Source organism: Paenibacillus sp. JNUCC-31 (genome assembly GCF_014844075.1).
Taxonomy (GTDB): Bacteria; Bacillota; Bacilli; order Paenibacillales; family Paenibacillaceae; genus Paenibacillus.
This window is the reverse complement of record NZ_CP062165.1, coordinates 7,061,879-7,080,266: the sequence shown is the minus strand read 5'-3', so window position 1 is coordinate 7,080,266 and position 18,388 is coordinate 7,061,879. Positions and strand designations below refer to the sequence as shown.

11 protein-coding genes are annotated in these 18,388 nt (G+C 47.3%); 1 reads left to right on the top strand and 10 read right to left on the bottom strand.

Annotated elements, in window-relative coordinates; translation table 11 throughout:
• Positions 1 to 57: 57 nt before the first annotated feature.
• Positions 58 to 2,304, bottom strand: coding sequence for a glycoside hydrolase family 95 protein (locus JNUCC31_RS31020; protein ID WP_192267127.1), 2,247 nt, complete (start codon positions 2,302 to 2,304; stop codon positions 58 to 60).
• Between the two features lie 304 nt (positions 2,305 to 2,608).
• Here JNUCC31_RS31020 and JNUCC31_RS31015 point away from each other — a divergent pair, with 304 nt between their 5' ends.
• Entirely contained in the window at positions 2,609 to 3,751 is a 1,143-nt protein-coding gene (locus JNUCC31_RS31015; protein WP_192267126.1) for a family 8 glycosyl hydrolase, read from the top strand.
• Positions 3,752 to 3,844: 93 nt separating this feature from the next.
• On the opposite strand, the gene JNUCC31_RS31010 is transcribed toward JNUCC31_RS31015, so the two are convergent.
• From JNUCC31_RS31010 to JNUCC31_RS30970, 9 genes are all read right to left on the bottom strand, one after another.
• Positions 3,845 to 5,593 (bottom strand): beta-L-arabinofuranosidase domain-containing protein, encoded by a 1,749-nt coding sequence (locus JNUCC31_RS31010; RefSeq protein ID WP_228469333.1) that lies wholly within the window; start codon positions 5,591 to 5,593, stop codon positions 3,845 to 3,847.
• Between the two features lie 147 nt (positions 5,594 to 5,740).
• Positions 5,741 to 7,390 carry an ABC transporter substrate-binding protein gene (locus tag JNUCC31_RS31005; RefSeq protein WP_192267125.1) on the bottom strand — a complete coding sequence of 550 codons (1,650 nt, stop codon included), beginning with the start codon at positions 7,388 to 7,390 and terminating at the stop codon, positions 5,741 to 5,743.
• Between the two features lie 34 nt (positions 7,391 to 7,424).
• Positions 7,425 to 8,354: a carbohydrate ABC transporter permease gene (locus JNUCC31_RS31000; RefSeq protein ID WP_192267124.1), complete on the bottom strand. Its 930-nt coding sequence runs from the start codon at positions 8,352 to 8,354 to the stop codon at positions 7,425 to 7,427.
• Positions 8,355 to 8,381: 27 nt separating this feature from the next.
• On the bottom strand, positions 8,382 to 9,236 hold the full coding sequence (locus JNUCC31_RS30995) for an ABC transporter permease (protein ID WP_416234473.1): 855 nt from the start codon (positions 9,234 to 9,236) through the stop codon (positions 8,382 to 8,384).
• A gap of 340 nt (positions 9,237 to 9,576) precedes the next feature.
• Positions 9,577 to 11,895, bottom strand: a complete 2,319-nt coding sequence (locus JNUCC31_RS30990; RefSeq protein WP_192267122.1) for a helix-turn-helix domain-containing protein — start codon at positions 11,893 to 11,895, stop codon at positions 9,577 to 9,579.
• 266 nt (positions 11,896 to 12,161) lie between these two features.
• Positions 12,162 to 13,856 (bottom strand): RICIN domain-containing protein, encoded by a 1,695-nt coding sequence (locus JNUCC31_RS30985; protein WP_192267121.1) that lies wholly within the window; start codon positions 13,854 to 13,856, stop codon positions 12,162 to 12,164.
• Positions 13,857 to 13,951: 95 nt separating this feature from the next.
• Positions 13,952 to 14,896, bottom strand: coding sequence for a carbohydrate ABC transporter permease (locus tag JNUCC31_RS30980; protein WP_192267120.1), 945 nt, complete (start codon positions 14,894 to 14,896; stop codon positions 13,952 to 13,954).
• Between the two features lie 16 nt (positions 14,897 to 14,912).
• Positions 14,913 to 15,815, bottom strand: a complete 903-nt coding sequence (locus tag JNUCC31_RS30975; RefSeq protein WP_192273491.1) for a carbohydrate ABC transporter permease — start codon at positions 15,813 to 15,815, stop codon at positions 14,913 to 14,915.
• A complete protein-coding gene (locus JNUCC31_RS30970) occupies positions 15,812 to 18,382 on the bottom strand; it encodes a DUF5696 domain-containing protein (protein ID WP_192267119.1) in 2,571 nt (856 codons plus the stop codon). Before JNUCC31_RS30970 ends, JNUCC31_RS30975 begins: the two co-directional genes overlap by 4 nt.
• Positions 18,383 to 18,388 lie beyond the last annotated feature (6 nt).

Genomic DNA, 18,388 nt, shown 5'->3' with positions numbered 1-18,388 from the left:
GTATAGTTTTAATCATTTGATAGTTGGCCTAATGACAACAGGTTGAACGAAATTGGCTTACGCAAAAGTATACGATTGTCCGGCTTCTGCATTGAAGGAAATATTCTCAAGTCCAGGGCCTTCCAACTGACAAAGTCCATCAGTTGAACTTTTTACGGTGACTTCCGTCACTTTCCCCATCATCCAGGAGAAGTCAAGTGTGTAGCCACCTCGGGCTCTGAGCCCCTTGACACTCCCTTCACACCAGCTGGAAGGTAAGGCAGGCAGAAGCCGGATCACGTCGGTGTGACTCTGCATTAACATCTCGGCAATTCCCGATGATCCACCAAAGTTACCGTCAATCTGAAACGGCGGATGATTGTCAAACAGATTGGGCAGCGTGGAGTGCTCCAAGAGAGCCCTGACATTTTCATAAGCCTTCTGACCATCCTGAAGCCTTGCCCAGAAATGAATGATCCAGGCCCGGCTCCAGCCTGTGTGTCCCCCACCATTGTCCAGCCTGCGTTCCAGCGTGGTACGTGCAGCCTTCGCGAGTTCCGGCGTCTGTTCTGGAGTGAACAGTTCTCCTGGATACAGCCCGAATAGATGCGAGATGTGGCGGTGTCCCGGCTCCACTTCTTCATAATCCTCCATCCATTCCTGAATTTGCCCGAGTTTGCCGATTTGCGGCTTCGGAATTCGCTTCAGGGCAGCACCCAGTTCTTTCTGGAATGAATGGTCTCTACCGATCAATTCGGCACTGCGGATGCAAGCAGTGAATAAAGCTTCTATGATCTGAAAATCCATCGATGCACCTGCGCAAAGCACCCCAATTTCACCGCTTGGCAGCTTGTAACTGTTCTCGGGAGAGACGGATGGGCAGGTAATGAGGCGGCCTTCTGCATCCTCGATCAGATAGTCCAGAAGAAATTGGGCAGATTCCTTCATGGTTTCATAAGCTTGTTCCAAAAATAGGCGATCCTGGCTATAACGATAATGTTCCCATAAATGCAAACATAACCAAGCAGCACCCAATGGCCAGAAGGAAGCTGGAAGATAGGTATCCTGAGGAGCCGTATCTGCCCATATGTCCGTATTGTGATGCGCCGTAAAACCTCGGCAATTATACATAACCCGGGCCGTAATTCGACCTGGCTCCCGCATTCTCTCAATCAGATCGAACAATGGCTCGTGGCACTCGGAGAGATTACAGTTTTCGGCCAGCCAGTAATTCATTTGTGCGTTAATATTTATGGTGAATTTACTGTCCCATGGCGGTGTAAAACTGTCATTCCATATGCCTTGTAGATTTGCAGGCAAAGACCCGGGCCGGCTGGAGGAAATGAGCAGATAGCGACCAAACTGATAATAGGATTCGATCAATCCAGGATCGTCTTCTCCTTTTTGGAACTGTTCTAATCTCTCATCCGTCGGAAGATCATTGTGATTAGACCTTTTGGTCAGATTCAATGCAACCCTGTTGTACAGTTCACCATAATCCGATGTATGCCGTGCAAGCAACGTATCATAAGGAGTCCGACTAAGCTCTTCCACGTGATATTTACTGTATAATTCCGGATCTTCCTGACGGAAAGTCGTTCCCGCAGCAAGCATCAGCGTGACCGAGCTCGCGTTCTCCACCAGCAGGTACTCGCCAAGGAGCCGGCAGGCACCTTCATTTGGTATCGCTTTCAAAACAGCTGCAAACGAACTACCATTTTTACCGCCGCATTCACCACGCATGATGAGTCCGCTCTGCTCCCACTTTTTTGTTTTCTCCAAATACCTCCAATTCTGTCGATTAAATCGGGCTTTAATCGATACGGCATTTTTCTGATCTGCAGAAATTCGAATGATGATGGCTTGATCGGGATAGCTGGCAAACAACTCGCGTGTATAACGGATTTCATTGATTCGGTAGCTAACTCTGGAGACACCCCTGTCCAAATCAAGCTCCCGAACATAGTCCTCGACAGGGCCATCATGATGGCCGAATGATAACTGCAGTTCGCCAAGTGGCAGGTAATGTCGCTGCGCTTCCGGAAGGCCGCCCATCGTCATGGACGCAAGCTCTTCAGCCTCACGAAGTTTCCCTTCCGTAATTAACTTGCGGATATGCGGCAGATTAGGCAGTGCATCTTCATTATTACGGTCACGTGGCCCACCATACCACATCGAGTCCTCGTTCAACTGCAAGCGTTCCTCAGCTACGCCTCCAAATATCATTGCACCGAGACGACCATTCCCGATTGGCAAAGCCTCGTTCCACACCTTCGCAGGTTTGCTGTACCATAATCGATGATCTCTTTGAATCGACTCTTTCATTGTGCACCTCCAATAAAATATCCGATGAAATTTGTAAGAGTTTGATCTAATTTTAAACATCCAAATAAGGAAAGAAAATGACGTATTCCAGCAGATCAGTACTCTTTCATGACGTGTAGAGTCGATAGAGATGATTCATTGGAAAATCCACTTCGATATGACACCTTTGGATTATTGCGCATATTTTTCTTCAAGCCAATCGTTCATGCGGATATACTATAATTTTTCGGGATAAGGCTTTAATTTGATCACTAATTCGCATGATATACTGTAGCGAGTATGATCGACTAAGGAGGAAAAAAAATTGTCACACCCATTTGAAGGCGCTTACAATACTTCCAAATACAGAAATCTCTTTTTGGAAAACGGCTACACCGACGAAGAAATTAGAGCGAAAATCGAGGACACTTGGACCGAATTGTTCTACGGTGACCCCGATACGCGAATATATTACCCCATGGATGAGGACAAAGGATATTTCCTGGATACCGGTAATCTCGATGTTCGCTCAGAAGGCATGTCCTATGGCATGATGATGGCTGTGCAAATGGACAAAAAAGAAGAATTCGATCGACTCTGGATTTTCTCGAAAACGTTCATGCAGCATACCGATGGCCGATACAAGGATTATTTTGCATGGCATTGCAAACCTGACGGCACGCGGATATCACAAGGACCTGCTCCAGACGGGGAAGAATTTTTTGCCATGGCCCTCTTTTTTGCCTCTAATCGCTGGGGGGACGGTCCTGCTCCATATGATTATGCGGAGCAAGCGAGAACAATACTGCACGCCTGCGTGCATCAAGGAGAAAACGGTGAGGGCGATCCGATGTGGGACCCGAAAACGAAATTAATCAAATTCATACCGGAATCACCATTTAGTGACCCTTCCTATCATCTGCCCCATTTTTATGAACTGTTCGCGAAATACGCAGATGAGTGCGATCAAGCTTTTTGGAAAGAGGCTGCGGCAACCAGCCGGGCGTATCTGCACAAAGCGTGTCACCCGGTGACTGGACTCTCACCCGAGTACGCCAATTTTGACGGCACACCCGCACCGCCTCAACGTCATGGAGATTTCAGACATTTTTACAGTGACGCTTACCGAGTTGCGGCCAACATAGCCCTTGACTGGGAATGGTTCGCCAAAGATCGTTGGCAAGTAGAGCAGTCCAATCGCATACAGGCATTTTTCAGTGACATTGAAGTATCCGATTATCGTCGTTACACGATCGAGGGTGAACCTTTCGACGAACCATCACTGCATCCGGTTGGACTTCTCGCCACCAATGCCATGGCTTCTCTGGCCGCGGACGGTCCACATGCCAGCCAGTTTGTGCACCAGTTTTGGAACACTCCACTGCGCCAGGGTGAGCGTCGATACTATGACAACTGTCTGTACTTCTTCAGTCTGCTGGCTTTGAGCGGTAATTATCGTATCTATTAAATGAAGTGAATGCCACCTTTTCCACCTATTACATTCCTAAATACGTCGTTCCCGGTTCGCATGCCTTTCCTGCGAACCGGGAACGTTTGGTTATTACAGCCCCGGCAGTTGGATGTCACCCCTGCCCACCTCGGCAAGCGAGAACCGCTTGGCTTCAGAAGAACGATTATCCAAATTGAAATAGACGGAATACGTTTCTTCCTCCACCCGAAACAATGGGATAAATTTCACTGGAACCCCCTCTGCATCCTCTATGCTGAACGCCAGTTCATGCTGGGGAAGTCTGCTCATTCTCTCGCAAAAATAATCTTCGGATATTCCCTTCGGCAGTTCAGCCTCCCCCAACTGCGCCAGCAGAATGCTACCATACATCACTGCTGCTATGTTCTTTGAGCCTTGGAGTGGAACCAAATGCAAATACGCATTGATTTCGATGTCGAGTATATCTCCATGTTGGAATTCACGCTGAATAATGATATATCCGTTTTCCTTTTGGACATGAACCGGAACAGAGTTAATCTTCACCGATTTGACAGCCTTTTCCTTTAAAATCAATGCAAAGGTCACAGGCTGGGCTAGCTCATCCAGCTCAATCAGAAGTGTAGACGCAAGTCCATCAGGAAAATCGGTATACTGTGTAATTCGGGCTTGCTGTTCATCCCATAACACCGTAGATGAAATAAATGCATTCAGCAGCAGCATATTTTCACTTTTGAACCAGATGTTCTTTTGCAACTCGCTCATAGCTTCCACCCCGCTCCCGGTACAACACCAAAAATCGCTGTACGGGGTGCTGAAGCTTTTGGATGCGCCTCTTCCCATTGGCTGATGGTATTGTGAAAGCCCTGTTTTGCAGCTCGCACTGTTCAAAATAGCATTGTATTTCAACTGCTCCATATGATCCAGGTATTTTACCGCCCCGGACAGCCCCACCAGTTTTTCCAGTATTCTCTCTGTATTATGCGCGCAACAACTCTCGCTTTCACCGCCTGTCAATGCATCCTCAAGTCTTCCGTCTTTACCCCAATGCTCCGATTTTTCGGAAACGCCACCTTCTATATAGGCGGTCGCCTTTGAGCTGCTATTACCGTTCGCAAACGTTCTCCCTAGCACATACTTGTAGAAATGTAGTGAGGCTGTTTTATATTGTTCCTCGCCGGTAGTCTCATAACGATGCAAGGCTGTGATAACCATCGGAAGATGGGTATTAGCATGCAGATTCTCAAGCACGTCCTGACCCCTTGCAAGCGAACCGATAAAATAATCCCTGTCGAACAGACTTGCCAGCTCAAGCAATTTAGCATCAAGTGTGAGGTCGTACAGGGAATACAATGCGTCTCCCATGCCTCCAAACTCATTCATCGGGTTCAATCTGGTACAGCGCAGAATATCGTCAATCTTCCAGAAGGAAAGTTTCGTGAACCGCCCATGAATATAATGGGCCAGGTTCACGGCAACCTTCAGTGCATTCGAGTTATTCAGGTACACATGGCAATCTATAAGTCCTTGCATGATTTTGTGCAAAGTATAATATGGAGCCCATACTTTCCGCTTCTCCTCGTTCTCCAACAGATCGAGCTGATCTTCCCCAAATGCGCTCACATATCCGTTAGAACGTGCACAGGATTCCATAATGTCAACAATCTCTCTGGCTTTGTTGTGGAGTGCCTGATCCTGATCAGCAAAGGCAAACTTGGCGCAAGCCGACAGAAAATGTCCCACAAAGTGTCCTCTCAAGGCACAATCCTCAGCTTCCCAGCCTCCCAACGGCTCGGCATGAGAAGCAGTCCCCGCATTAATTCTGAATGTGTGCATAAGCCGGTTAATATCAAATGAAGTCATGTACGATTTGACGAGCTACCTTCGGGTAGTGAAGTCATCTTCATTCAACTGCACTTCATTCAGGCCAAAGTTTACAAACAATATTGGATTACCTCCTGTCCATAAAGATACATAAGAAGGGTACAACTACATTCCGGCCAGTTCTTCTTACTTGGAAATGGACGAGGAATCATAGGAGGCCTGCATAATTTCGAGGTAACGCTTGATATTCAAGCCCTCCAGCCCTTTTACGTAATCATCCCAATCCTTATCCAAACTCTTCGCTCCTGTAATGAATTGCAGAGCATTCTGGTCAATATAATCCTTGAGATTCGTCTGCATCATGCTTGTTTCATCAGCGTTTGCCGGGTCCACCCATAGTGCCCAATGCGGAAAAACTTCATCGGGTTCTTTGCCTTCCATCAGGAGTGTTGCCTCATAAAGTCGGCGCTCATATCCATCACCTGCATAGATGTCCTTGCCCTGAACTTCGGCATCACGGTATGCCCTGTGGTGATTATACTGACTCAGCGCACTCCAGCTGTCATTGCGCGGCTCCGCTCCAGTTGGGAGCGGAATGGCTTTGTAGAGTGGCTGTACCTGATCATTCAGAGCCACCTCTCCTTCTTGCGGCTTGCGCCAGCTTGTGCCCTCCTCACCAAGATAAGAGCTCATCGCTCCTTCCTCTGTGTAGAGATAATCCAGCATTTTTATGGCTGCAATCTGTGTTTCTTCACTTGCTTTGTTTGTCAGTACAAAAGAAGCTCCGGGATCGATCGGATAGTTGTAGGTCGCATAATTGGCATGCGGCCCCTTCAACGGAGGAATCGGATTGTAATCTTTCCCATAAGGAGAATCCTCGGCAGTGTTTACAAAAAGAGAAGGGTGCATGGCCGCACCTGCGCCAAGAAGCTGCGCATCCGCGTTATCTCCGATCTTTTTGAAGGCCCCGACATTTTGTGTGAAAGCACCCGGGTCGATCAGACCTTCATCATATAGCGACTTGATATAGGCAAGTCCCTCCTTCCACTCCGGTTTGCTTGCAACCGTCTCAACCCGGCCATCCTTTGCAATGAGATAGGTTCTGTCATCGTCGTAGATAAACCCGTTCATCAAGTACGGAATGATGTGTACTCCGAAATTTTCAATGGAACCGCTAAGCGGGACTTCATCGGCTTTACCGTTGCCGTTCGGGTCCTTTGTTTTGAATGCTTTCAGCACTTCCTTAAACTCCTCTGTCGTTGTAGGCTCGGACAATCCGAGTTGTTTCAGCCATTTGGTATTCATCCACATCTTGTTCGGATAGGAACAGTGAAAACATTCATTCAAGCCCGTCAGACCGTAAATATTGCCGTCGGGCGCCGTATTCATCGCTTTATAATATTCACTGCTGTCCAGCACCTTTTTAATATTTGGCGCATATTGGTCAATCAGATCATTGAGCGGCACAATGACACCCTGCTGCCCAAATTTCAACAAGTCCGTTTGAGAAAAACGGTCCACCCATGGAATGAGTAAATACAGGTCCGGGTAGTCACCCGAAGCCAGTGAAATTTGCCTCTTTTCAGCTGCACCGTCAAAAGGAACCGTCGTCCAGTTTATCTTCATGTTGAACTTCTCTTCCATTTTTTTTGTAAACTTGTTCGTCTGAAGGTTGGTATCCGAGCTTTGATGCGCAAACACGTTAATGGACAGATTGTCCCCCGATGAAGCACCATCCCCCTTTTCCCCGCTGCCTTGACTTGAGGATGAACATCCCGCCAGTACTGCAGACAGAAACAGCAAGCAAGCAAGTACAAATGACCCTGTTTTTCTCAAATAGACCCTCTCCCTTATGAATGGTTGTAATGAACTAGCCCTTAACGGAGCCAATCAACATGCCCTGAACGAAATATCGCTGAACAAACGGATAAATAACAAGTACGGGCAAGCTGGCCATAACAATGAGTGAATATTTCATCAACTCGGCCATTTGCTGCTGTTTCACCATCTCTCCCAAATTCATATTTCCCGTGCCGTTGCTCAGAATCAAAATGCTGCGGAGAATCAACTGAAGCGGATAGAGCGATTGCGTTTTTAAATAGATCAGGGCATCAAAATATGCGTTCCATTGTCCAACCGCATACATCAGCGACAGAACGGCAACGATAGGTTTGGCCAGAGGCAGAATGACGCTGAAAATGAAACGAATATCGCTGCATCCGTCAATATCAGCTGCCTCGGACAGCTCTTCCGGGATTGAATTTTGAAAAAAGGTGCGCGCGATGATCACTTGCCACACCCAAACGGCATTTGGAATCAGCAGGGCCCAGCGAGTATCGATCATTCCCATGGATTTGACTACCAGATAAGTTGGGATTAATCCGCCGGAGAATAGCATGGTGAATGTTACGAACATCATGAGAGGGCTTCGCCCAACAAAGGTTTTTTTGGATAGTGGATAAGCGATCATAATGGTCAGTGCTACACTAATCAGTGTTCCGATAGCGGTATAAAATAACGAATTGCCGTAACCCATGATAACCTGATCGTTGCGCAATACCGACTTATAGCCGTCCAGTGTTAAATCAATGGGCCACAGCCACACTTTTCCGGAAGAAACCGCTGCCGGGCTGCTCAAAGATGAGCTTACGATATAGATTAGCGGATAAAGTACAGCAATCAAGACCACCGTCAGAATAAGGTAAATGATAGCCATAAACACACGGTCCCCAAAAGATTCCCTGATCGTACTTCTCGGATTACCCGTCGAACGGTTGGCTTGGGATAACAACTTGCTCATCGTATGAACCCCCTCCCTTTTGCCGTATTACCACAGGCTTGTATTGGATAGACGTTTGGCGGCAGCATTGACTGTTAACAACAGAATCAGGTTAATAAGCGAATTGAAAAGGCCAACAGCGGTAGCAAAGCTGTAATTGGCGTTAAGCAATCCCATCTTGTACACATAGGTGGAGATGATTTCCGAAGCGGACAGGTTCAGCGGGTTTTGCAACAAATAGATTTTCTCGAACCCGACTGCCATGATGTTTCCAACGCTCAGGATCAGGATAATAACCGCCGCTGGCAGCAGGCCGGGCAGATCGATGTTCACCATTTTCTGAAATCGATTGGCACCGTCAACCTTGGCAGCCTCGTACAATGAAGGATCAATGCCCGATAAGGCTGCCAAATAGATGACCGCCGAATATCCCATGCTCTGCCAAACATCAGAAAATACATAGATGGACCGGAACATGCCCGGCTCTCCAAGAAAATTGATGGCCTCAAAACCCAGCGCACCTGCAATGGTGTTAACAATGCCAAGTCGAGGGGAAAGAAACATCATGATAATGGATACCATCACAACCGTAGAAATAAAGTAAGGTGCATAAGTAACCATCTGTACCGTTTTCTTGAATTTGGCGTTCTTCACTTCGTTCAGTGCCAGCGCCAGCAATATAGGAACTGGAAACCCGACAATTAAACTGTAGAACGAAATGTACAATGTGTTTTTGATCAGGGTAGCGAATGCGGGGTTTTGGAATAACAATTCAAAATATTTGGTACCTACCCACGGACTTCCCCATATTCCCTTGATCACGTTGTAATCCTTGAAAGCGAGCACTGCGTTAACCATAGGCACATACTTGAAAATGATAAAGTATGCGACGGGAGGAATAATCAGCAAGTAAAGCTGCCAGTGTCTCCTCCAACTCTTGGACAAGGCCAGTTTCAATGCGGATCGCCTGCCTTCTTTAACAACCGTTTTGCCATTCGAAATTGTCGTTCTCAGAGTCATCCCCCCAGTAGGTGGCCTATCGGAAATAAGCCTTTCCCAATTTGATAGCGCTTTCTTGCTCGTAATCATAAGAGTGCATACCCGGTTGCGTAAAGGTACACTTTACAAAATGAGGTACGATTCCAGTCAAGAAGGCTGGGAGGCCTGATATTCCCTTGAACTACGCCGGGATTTCCCTGTGATTTTCGCTTTGTTTTATCAAGATGGATGCCTCCTGTTTGATTTAAATTTGATCATGCATCTGTCGAAATGCGCTAGGCAAGACACCTCGAACCCGTTTGAAGGCTCTTCGGAACGAATGCGCACTGTTATATCCGGTTGATAGTGCGATTTCATCAATCGTCTGCTGACTCTCCCGCAGCAGCTCAGCGGCTTTGTTGATTCGCACCACTTCCACATAATCGGAAAGGTTCTCCCCGGTATGCTCTTTGAATAACTGAGATATATATTTTTCCGGTTTGCCCATATGTTCTGCAATCCGGTACACCGTCAAGTTTGCATCAGCATAACGTTCCTGGATATAAGCAATCGTCTCGTTAACAAATCCGGCATGCATGTTGCATTTTTTACGCTGAACGTCTTGGCATACGTCTTTCGCCAGATGATGGAACTTGCTTTGAAGTATGGCAACCTTATCCGTCACATGAATCGCCGAAACCCGATCCTTAAGCTCCTCCACAAGCGATTCGTCCAGCATAATTTTAGGTTCCAGCTTCAAAAATGTTCCCTTCAATTCCATAATGAACTGCTGTGTCATGTCATACGACAGCTCACGCTCAGTAAAGTTTCGGCTGAACAACTGATCCAAAATACGGTTGGACTCTTCCATTTCTCCCGCCTTGAGCGTATTAAGCAGCCGTTGTTCGGACTCAATCGGATAGTAGTACAGTTCCGTTTCCTTCACCGCGTCCTCGAATTTCATCATGTGATCCTTTCCGGTGTGTATGGCATATTCCAGCGCGTGTCTTGCCTCGTTGAACGAACGACCAACATCATTCCATACATCATAAGAAGAGCCCGTTCCAATAGTGGTCGATACCCGGTAATCCCGGTATACAGCATGCGTCAGTTTTTCAAGCTCAGCTTCACATGTACGCAGGGCTTTATCCAAAGAATCTCCGCTAAGGGGATACACAAAAGCAATCTGATCCGTTCCCCAGTCTGTTACCAATACTTCGGAATTCCATACCGTCATGGCTTCCCGCACGATGAGCCTTGCAACGCTTAACTCCTGAATAATTTCTTCACTATCTGGACTGCCATAACCGTCTACCTTTAGAATTCCTACAAACCCCCGGCTGGTGTGGAGCGAAATGCCTGTCTGGGAGGAGATGGCCTCCAGCTCGCGCGTTGTGTAAAACTCTCCGGTAAGCAAACGTTTAATGAACCCGTCCCGCAGCATCGGGAGCTGCTCATTTAATGCGTTTTTGAGAAGATCGTTGTTCGTAATGAGACTCGTAATGTTGCTGGCCAAAAAGTCGTATTCATTGCTTGTCTTTCCAGGCAGCCCAATATCCTGTTCCCTGAACACGGACAGAAGCCGATGAATCGGAGCGCTGTTTCGATAAGCGAGCAGAAGCCCGATTAACAATCCGAAACCAAGCGTTGCTAGCGTAAAGGTAAAGGTAACCTGCTTGATTTGGTCTGCTTTGACCATAAGCGCACGTTCGGGGATGCCAGCCATGTAATTCCAGCCGTTTTGTTCGGAGCGAATGGAAATCAGCAGACGACCGTCGCCCATAGGCTTCGCTTCATCTTCCTTGCTGGCAGTCATAACCTTTAAGTTCTTTGCCTCGTCTTTATTCAGACCCCGCGAAAAAATGATATTCTCATTGGAGTCTGTCACCAGTGTCCATCCTCCATATTGCTCCACAATATGGTGAGTCAGGCTCGCCATCTTATTCTCATCAATCATGACGCCGATTGTAGCTTGTGGTTTGTTAAAGCTGTTTAATGGAAGCGATTGAAGAAACGTGATGGCAGGAGCGTCCACAAGCACATTACTGCGTATCTCCTTCTTATAGTTTTGCAGGGGAATGATTTCGTTTAAATGCGGTTTTTTTAATATGTTCTCTTTCCACTCTTCGAACGTCATGCCTTCCAGCCGATTGGCAGCAAAATAATGTTCTGGTCGATAGTAAACCGTCGTAGGCGTAATAATGACATTATAGTTCGGAATGTAGATGAAGAAATGAGACAAATAATCATTGGTGCTGCTGTACATGGACAGACTGCGCTGCATGCGGCTCAAACCGTAGACATTATTAGCGTCGTGCGGCTTGGGATCGGCTATTAAACGGTATAAATCCTGGTTAATGGCCAATTGTCTCGTGAAGTCCTCGACCTGCATGAGATTTCGTTCAATAATTTCCTTGCCAAGATTGAGTGATTTTAAGCTGTTCTCAATAGAACTTGTCCTCGCTGCTTCAATGGATGCTCTGTAGGAGGCATATCCGGCAATTTGAGGAATCATCAGAATAATAAGATAAGAAATCATGAATCTGCGAAACAACGGCGAGAATTTGGACCATAAGCGCTGCATATGTACCTCCTTCTTTCGTAAGCGATTACAAATCAGTTCTGTTAATGATACACCTTTCATTTGCACAAGGTGAAGGTACAACTTCTTCTTTTTGGTACAAATCCTTAAAAACCCATGACAAGACCCCATATCGTTAAATAGAATAGAACCGCTGCGTCTGATCCGTATACTAATTTTTCATGTTTTTGCTGATTTCCACTCCTCAATACAAATAAGGACCTCCACGGCCATATTATGGCTTGGGAGGTCCTGCTTGTACATGTTTATTAATTGACAGCAACAAACTTCCATTGCTGGTTGGTCGCATTGGTAAAGGTATTTTGCTGCAATTTTGCACCGTCTGTCGTCGCAGAACCTGCTACTTCAACGGCTTTATTGCTGTTTACATTTATTATGCTCCAGTACCCATTGCCCAGATCATTGATTTTGAAATGCTGCGCTGTGGTATTCAAATTGCTCATAAGCTGAACCGCTTCTCCGTTGTTGCTGGTTCCATTTCGAATGTCGATGACCTTATCGGGTGAATTCACACTCGTCAGACTGTAGCTACCACCAGCAATCTGGTTCAGGACCCACTTTTGAGGATTTCCTCCCAGATCAGACCATTGCTGTAGCTGCAAATTATTCTCATTTACCCCACCCGGCACATCAATCACCTTGCCCGAATGTCTGGCCAAAATCTTGTATGTTACACCTGAGATCAAACCGGTTGATGGAGTGCCCCCGTCCGGGTAGTTCTGAGCACGTTCATAAAACCAGTTGAAGAGGAATCTGCCCATCGCGCTCCGTGAAGCATCGCCGTCCCATTTCAGGCCAGCCGTCGGATCGGCGAAGGAGCTCCGCTGCCCAGCATCGAGAATAAATCCATTCATGTGAGCCGCAATGCTCACGTTGCCTGCCGCGTTGAAAATGGTCTTTGTATTGTTGCCAAAGCCTTCATTGCTGCCGTTAAACAGATCCCAATATGCGGAATCGCCTGCTTTCTTTTTGAACCACGTTACTTCGGTGATATTGATTGGATATTTATCGGCAGCTGCCTTCACATTGGTATTCCACTGATTTTGCAAAATCGACATGTTGTCATACGCACCATACCCCGGATACCAGTGAACCGCATAACCGTAATTGTTCAGTGGGTCTGTCAACGGATGGCTTGCTGTCAGGCTGTAGAATTGATTGTATCCCAGTCCGGCGGCCCAGATGACGTTATCTGCACCTTGGCTCCGGATGGTAGAGATAATGGAATTCTGGAAATTCCGCAGATCGTTCCAGTGATCCACAAAGTCGTTCTCGCCATTATATCCACCCCAATGGCCGTTGGCATACGATTTAATCGGTTCGTTGATCAGCTCGAAATGTACGTTGTCTGCACTTTTGATCTCCGGGCGGGAAGCGAGATAACCCCAGATTTGGTTGAACTTTTGCAGATTGGCTGCAGTAGTCCCCTGGTCATCCTTCAGTGTGAAGTCAAGGCCGAGCGTGACATAGACGCCTTTCGTTTTTGCATATTGGATATAAGGAATAATGACATTCTGCGTTACCGTTTGTAAACCTGTAAAATTGTAAGTACCTGCGGCTACGTCACCCATGTCCTCACGGTCAATGAACAGACGAATCTGATTCATATTCCAACCGTGGCTGCTTCCGTATTTTGGACTTGTACTTGTGAACGTATCCGTAATGTCTTTCAGATAAGCCAATGTGGCAGCATGGCGGTTGTTGCCATGAAGATTTAGATAATATTTGCTGTCCTGGTATGTCCAATAAGCACCTGAGGGCTGATGCCAACCACTTAGTAAGACTGGCTGATTATTGCTGTTAACCAGATTCTTTCCACTTACGTGAAGCTTGTCCATCGGCATGCCGACCCATGCTTCCGCGCGTCCCGGTCCGAGTGGTGTAATGGACAACAGCAAAGCAAGAACGAGCATGAATTTCAATGATATCAACCACTTTTTCAATATAATCCCTCCTGTTTTAATTGGTGAAGCGTTGAAACAGACGGCATCACCTCCTCTCCTATATCTGTTCTACTAAACTTTTACACAATAAATCATCATCCAACGATGCCGGTACGTTCAACACTTTCAACGAAATAGCGCTGTACAAACAGGTAAATGATAATCAGTGGCAAGATGGCCAATAGAATTCCCGTATCCTGAATCATGCTCAGGTAAAATGGATCAGCTTTGGATGCACCATCGCTTACCTGCTGGGCCAGATTGTAAGGAAGGGAAGACAGTTGGGTTGACATGACTTTGCTGGATGTCAGATACGTTGTCGTATAGAAGCTGTCATTCCATTGCCACACAAAGGAAAAGAGCAGCACCGTAACGATCGACGGAATGGCGTTCGGCAGCATAATTCGTGCAAATGTACGGCTGATGCCTGCACCATCGACGTAAGCCGCCTCCTCTACCTCCTTGGGTATACCTCTGAAAAACTGGCGGAAAATGAAAATATATAAGCCCGCCTTTAGTGAATTCGCTGTAAGAGCGGTCAGGATAAACGGCCAGTACGTATTCAGCAAATTCACGGGTTTACCAGCCAGAAGACTCATCAGTCCCATGAGATCAAAGCTTTTCAGATTCAGATACACCGGAATCAGAATTGTGGTGGGTGGAACCAGAATCGTCAGGATAACCCCGGCGAATAACAGGTTGCTGCCTTTAAATTTCAAACGGGCAAACCCGTATCCGGCAAGCGCACAGGAAAGCGTTGTCAAAATGGTCGTTGTTGCGGACAACGCAAACGTATTGAACAGCGTTGCCCAGTAATCCATGACACGAATAGCCTCCCGGAAATTATCGAAGGAGAAATTCTGTGGAACCCAGACCACAACAGCTGAATACAAATCACTCTTATCCTTGATGGACGTTGATATTTTCTGAAATATGGGAAACAGAATCACGAAGGATAGCCCGGCAATCAGTGTGAATCGCACGATGGACCACAGCCAGCTTTTCCACTGCTCAAGTGAAAACAGTCTGGATATTATCATCCGAACAACCCCCTTTCTAATCTTGATAGAAGACACGTTTGGAGAAAATGAGGGACACGAGCACCAAAATGAGAGCAATGGCCACGAAATACACCCACGCCATGGCTGAGCTTAATCCAAAATCGAATTTGACAAAACCTGTATCCCGAATAAGGGTTGTCATGGCATTGTTGGCAAACGAATCCACAATGGTATAGATGACGTTGACAAAAATAAGCGGGCTGACCATCGGAAATGTAATTTTCCAGAAGGCTTCATAGCCGGTGGCCCCTTCCATTTTGGAGGCCTCATACAGTTGGGGTGATATGGTTTGGATTCCGGCCAGAAAGATCAGAATTTGCACACCCGATTGACTAACGATCTGATAAATGCGGTCTACCGCCCCGCTTAAATACGTCACAACCCACTCGCTCAGCCCGGCGTCCAGCATCAGGTTTTCCAGCGCAAATGTGCCCAAGGCACTGCCGCCGGTACTGCTCTGATTTACAGCCTCGATCAGGCTGGTGCTTTCCAGTGACATAATGACCCCTGATGCCAGAATGACCGGAAGGAAAAAGATGGACCGCGCGATCGCCCGACCCGGGAACTTCTGATTCAGAATAACAGCAAGAAACAAACTAAAGATAACGATCAGCGGCACATTGACTAAAACATCCGTAATGGATTCAATAAGCGCCCGGTTGAAGCTGGTATTAACCGTCAATGCCTGGATGTAGTTGGCAAGACCTGTGAACTGGATAGTTATGCCCTCTGCGTTTGCCTGAATGGAGCTCAAACTGTAACGCAGAGAAGCCAGCAGCGGAACAAAGAAAAACAGTACAAACCCGATAAGCCAGGGAAGCACATAAATGACTCCCCATGCGGCCTTCTGCTGGGCATAGGTTCGACGTCCCCACTTCCCTCTCAATAGCGCTTTCAGAGTTGCTCACCACCTGTCACATAACTTTTGGCTTCTACGGTTTGACCTGCTGCCTGAACCGGAAAGTCGTTATAATTCACAACCGCAAAACCGCCGTTTTCATAGCTCGTTTGGAACACGCCTTCATCAAGCTTCTCGTGGGATATCATGTGAGATCCTGCGAATGCACGATTCGCCTGATTGACCTCTTTATACATTTCGGCTGCGAGATCCAGCCACTGCTCATAATGTGCAGCATACAGATAATCGTAATCCGTTTCCTTCACAACATGATTCGGCGCGTTAAACCAAGTGAAGTAAGGACTTGCCCCGTACTCTACAAGTTTCAGCACGTATTGTCTCGCGTCGGTATACGTGGACAGATTATAGGCTGCTCCCGTATAGCTGATTCCCCCATGTGTCACCAGTTGGAAGAACGGAATTTCCTCATCCTCCAATTTGAAGCGGCTGCTGGACATGGGTGCATCCGTCAGACCTGTCACATATGGCAGGGCATAAGCATTGCCTCCTTCAGCGACAACGGGCATGCCTTGCTGTGCAATCTGTTTCAAGGTTTCGGTGGCTGCAACTTGCGCCCCTGTACGATCCAGCAGTTTTTTCGGATTCATGTCACTGTTCAACTGCTCAGCCAGATCACGCAGCGATAATCCACCTAGCTGAAAGGGCTGGAGTGCTTCCAGCATGTCTTGAGTCACATCACTCAGCAAACGTGGAGACAAGATATAGGACGGGAGTCGGTCCCGATCACGCCGCAATCTTGCCGGGTCCATGGGATACAGAAGCGCCGGTTCCTGCGTCAGGGTACGTGAAGCCTCCTTGGAAGGACTGAACCCTTTCTTGGAGTGTACATTTAGTACAGCAACATCGGGATAAAAGCCAATTCCCTCCTCATGTGTGTACTCGCTGAACGCTTGCATGCCTTTTCGTCCTCCAATCGCTCCATCCACATGAATGGAATCCGGCATCTGGTGTTGAAGTCCCCCGTTAAACCATCCCGCATAACGAACCTGAAGGTTGGATACTTGTTTTTCCTTCAGGGTCGACAAGATTTGCTGGGCTTCATCAAAGGTGGTCAACGCTTCGGTGGAGTCGTAAGGAATGCCCAGCATATGTTTTTGGGTCGTCATTCCGCCGATAAGTTTCAAGTAAAACGGAATGTCTTTGTCCCCCTCAGCCATTTGCTTCGCTGGAAGGCCATTTGTCTTGATTAAGTAGTCACGGTATAAGGAAGCCAGACCAGAGTAAGAGGCTTTCTCTTCTCCAGCAAAAGCATAACGAACGACAAAATCGGATGCGGTCGGCGTCTTCTGGAACTTGGGAAGTGTCCGTACCATATCGCTGGCCTGAAGTGTGACATCACTCTTGTTTACAACGTAAAAGCTTGGATACACATTGTTGTAGCTATTCAGCTTTCCGCTGATATCTGCATTCACAACGGCCGCTGCTGCACCTTCCTCAATAATGCCCAGAAATGCGCCGCCTTCACGAATGAGACCAAATACCGGTAGTCTGGCTCTTTCCTCGGAAGAGTCCACTTCACGAAGCTTCATCGTTAGATCGGGTCCGTACACGTCCTGCTGATAAGAAGGGTATTGAACCTTTCCATTGTTGAAATGAATGAGCGCTCCTGACCCGTCAGGTACAAACAAAGACCCTTCCTGATCTGCTGTACCTGCCCCAAAGTAATCCAGTACTGAAATGCTGTTAATCGGATATTGCTCTGGAAAATGGATGCCTGCTGCTGGAACACGTACAACCAGGGATTCCCCGTCCAGCTCGTATTCGATGGAAACCATGAACATTCGGGGGCCGCTTTTCTCCTGTTCAACACCGTTCTCGGCATTGTCCAGTTCAAGGTCCTCGGAGGTGTATCCGGCTGTCTCAAAAGCCTTCAAAGCACGCGTTAGCTGAAGCCCCTGCATCGCCTTGTCGATTCGTACATAAACATCTTCATTCTTATCTTGCGCATATCCAATCTTCAAAGCCCGCTGCCCAGCCTTGTCGAGCGTAGCAAGCAGCTTCTGCTCGAAACGCTCTTTGCTGATTTTTACAGGCAGATCATCGATCGAGCGCTCATCGCTTCCAAACTGGTAATTCACCCGAACGCCGTTTGGCAATGATTCGTAGCTTACTTGCTGGTGGGATACACTATCCGTATAGGAATTGACCGAGTTGCTCTGTCCCAAGCTGTTATAAAAAGTGAGCTTAGCTTGCGCCGACAGCAGGTCTTTGTTAATTCCTGTCGCAAGCGCATCCAGATTTCGCTCTTTGGGATTACTGCGCCAGACCTGCCCGCTTTGCTTGTGAACCACCGCAATCTCGGCTGTATCCTCCTGGATGAGCAGCTGCAGCTCATCATTCTGAGCTAGACCGAGCATATCCGGCAGACGGGCAACACTGAAAGACGATGCCAGCTTCTCTCCAGGTGGAAGCACAGGCACTTCCGCTTGCTCATCTGTATTCGTCGACATCCTGGTTACCGGCGCAGAATCGGATTGACATCCGCCAAGAAACAGGCCGAACACGAGCAGGATCACGATCATTTTTTTGACCATGTCATAGTTCATCTCCAT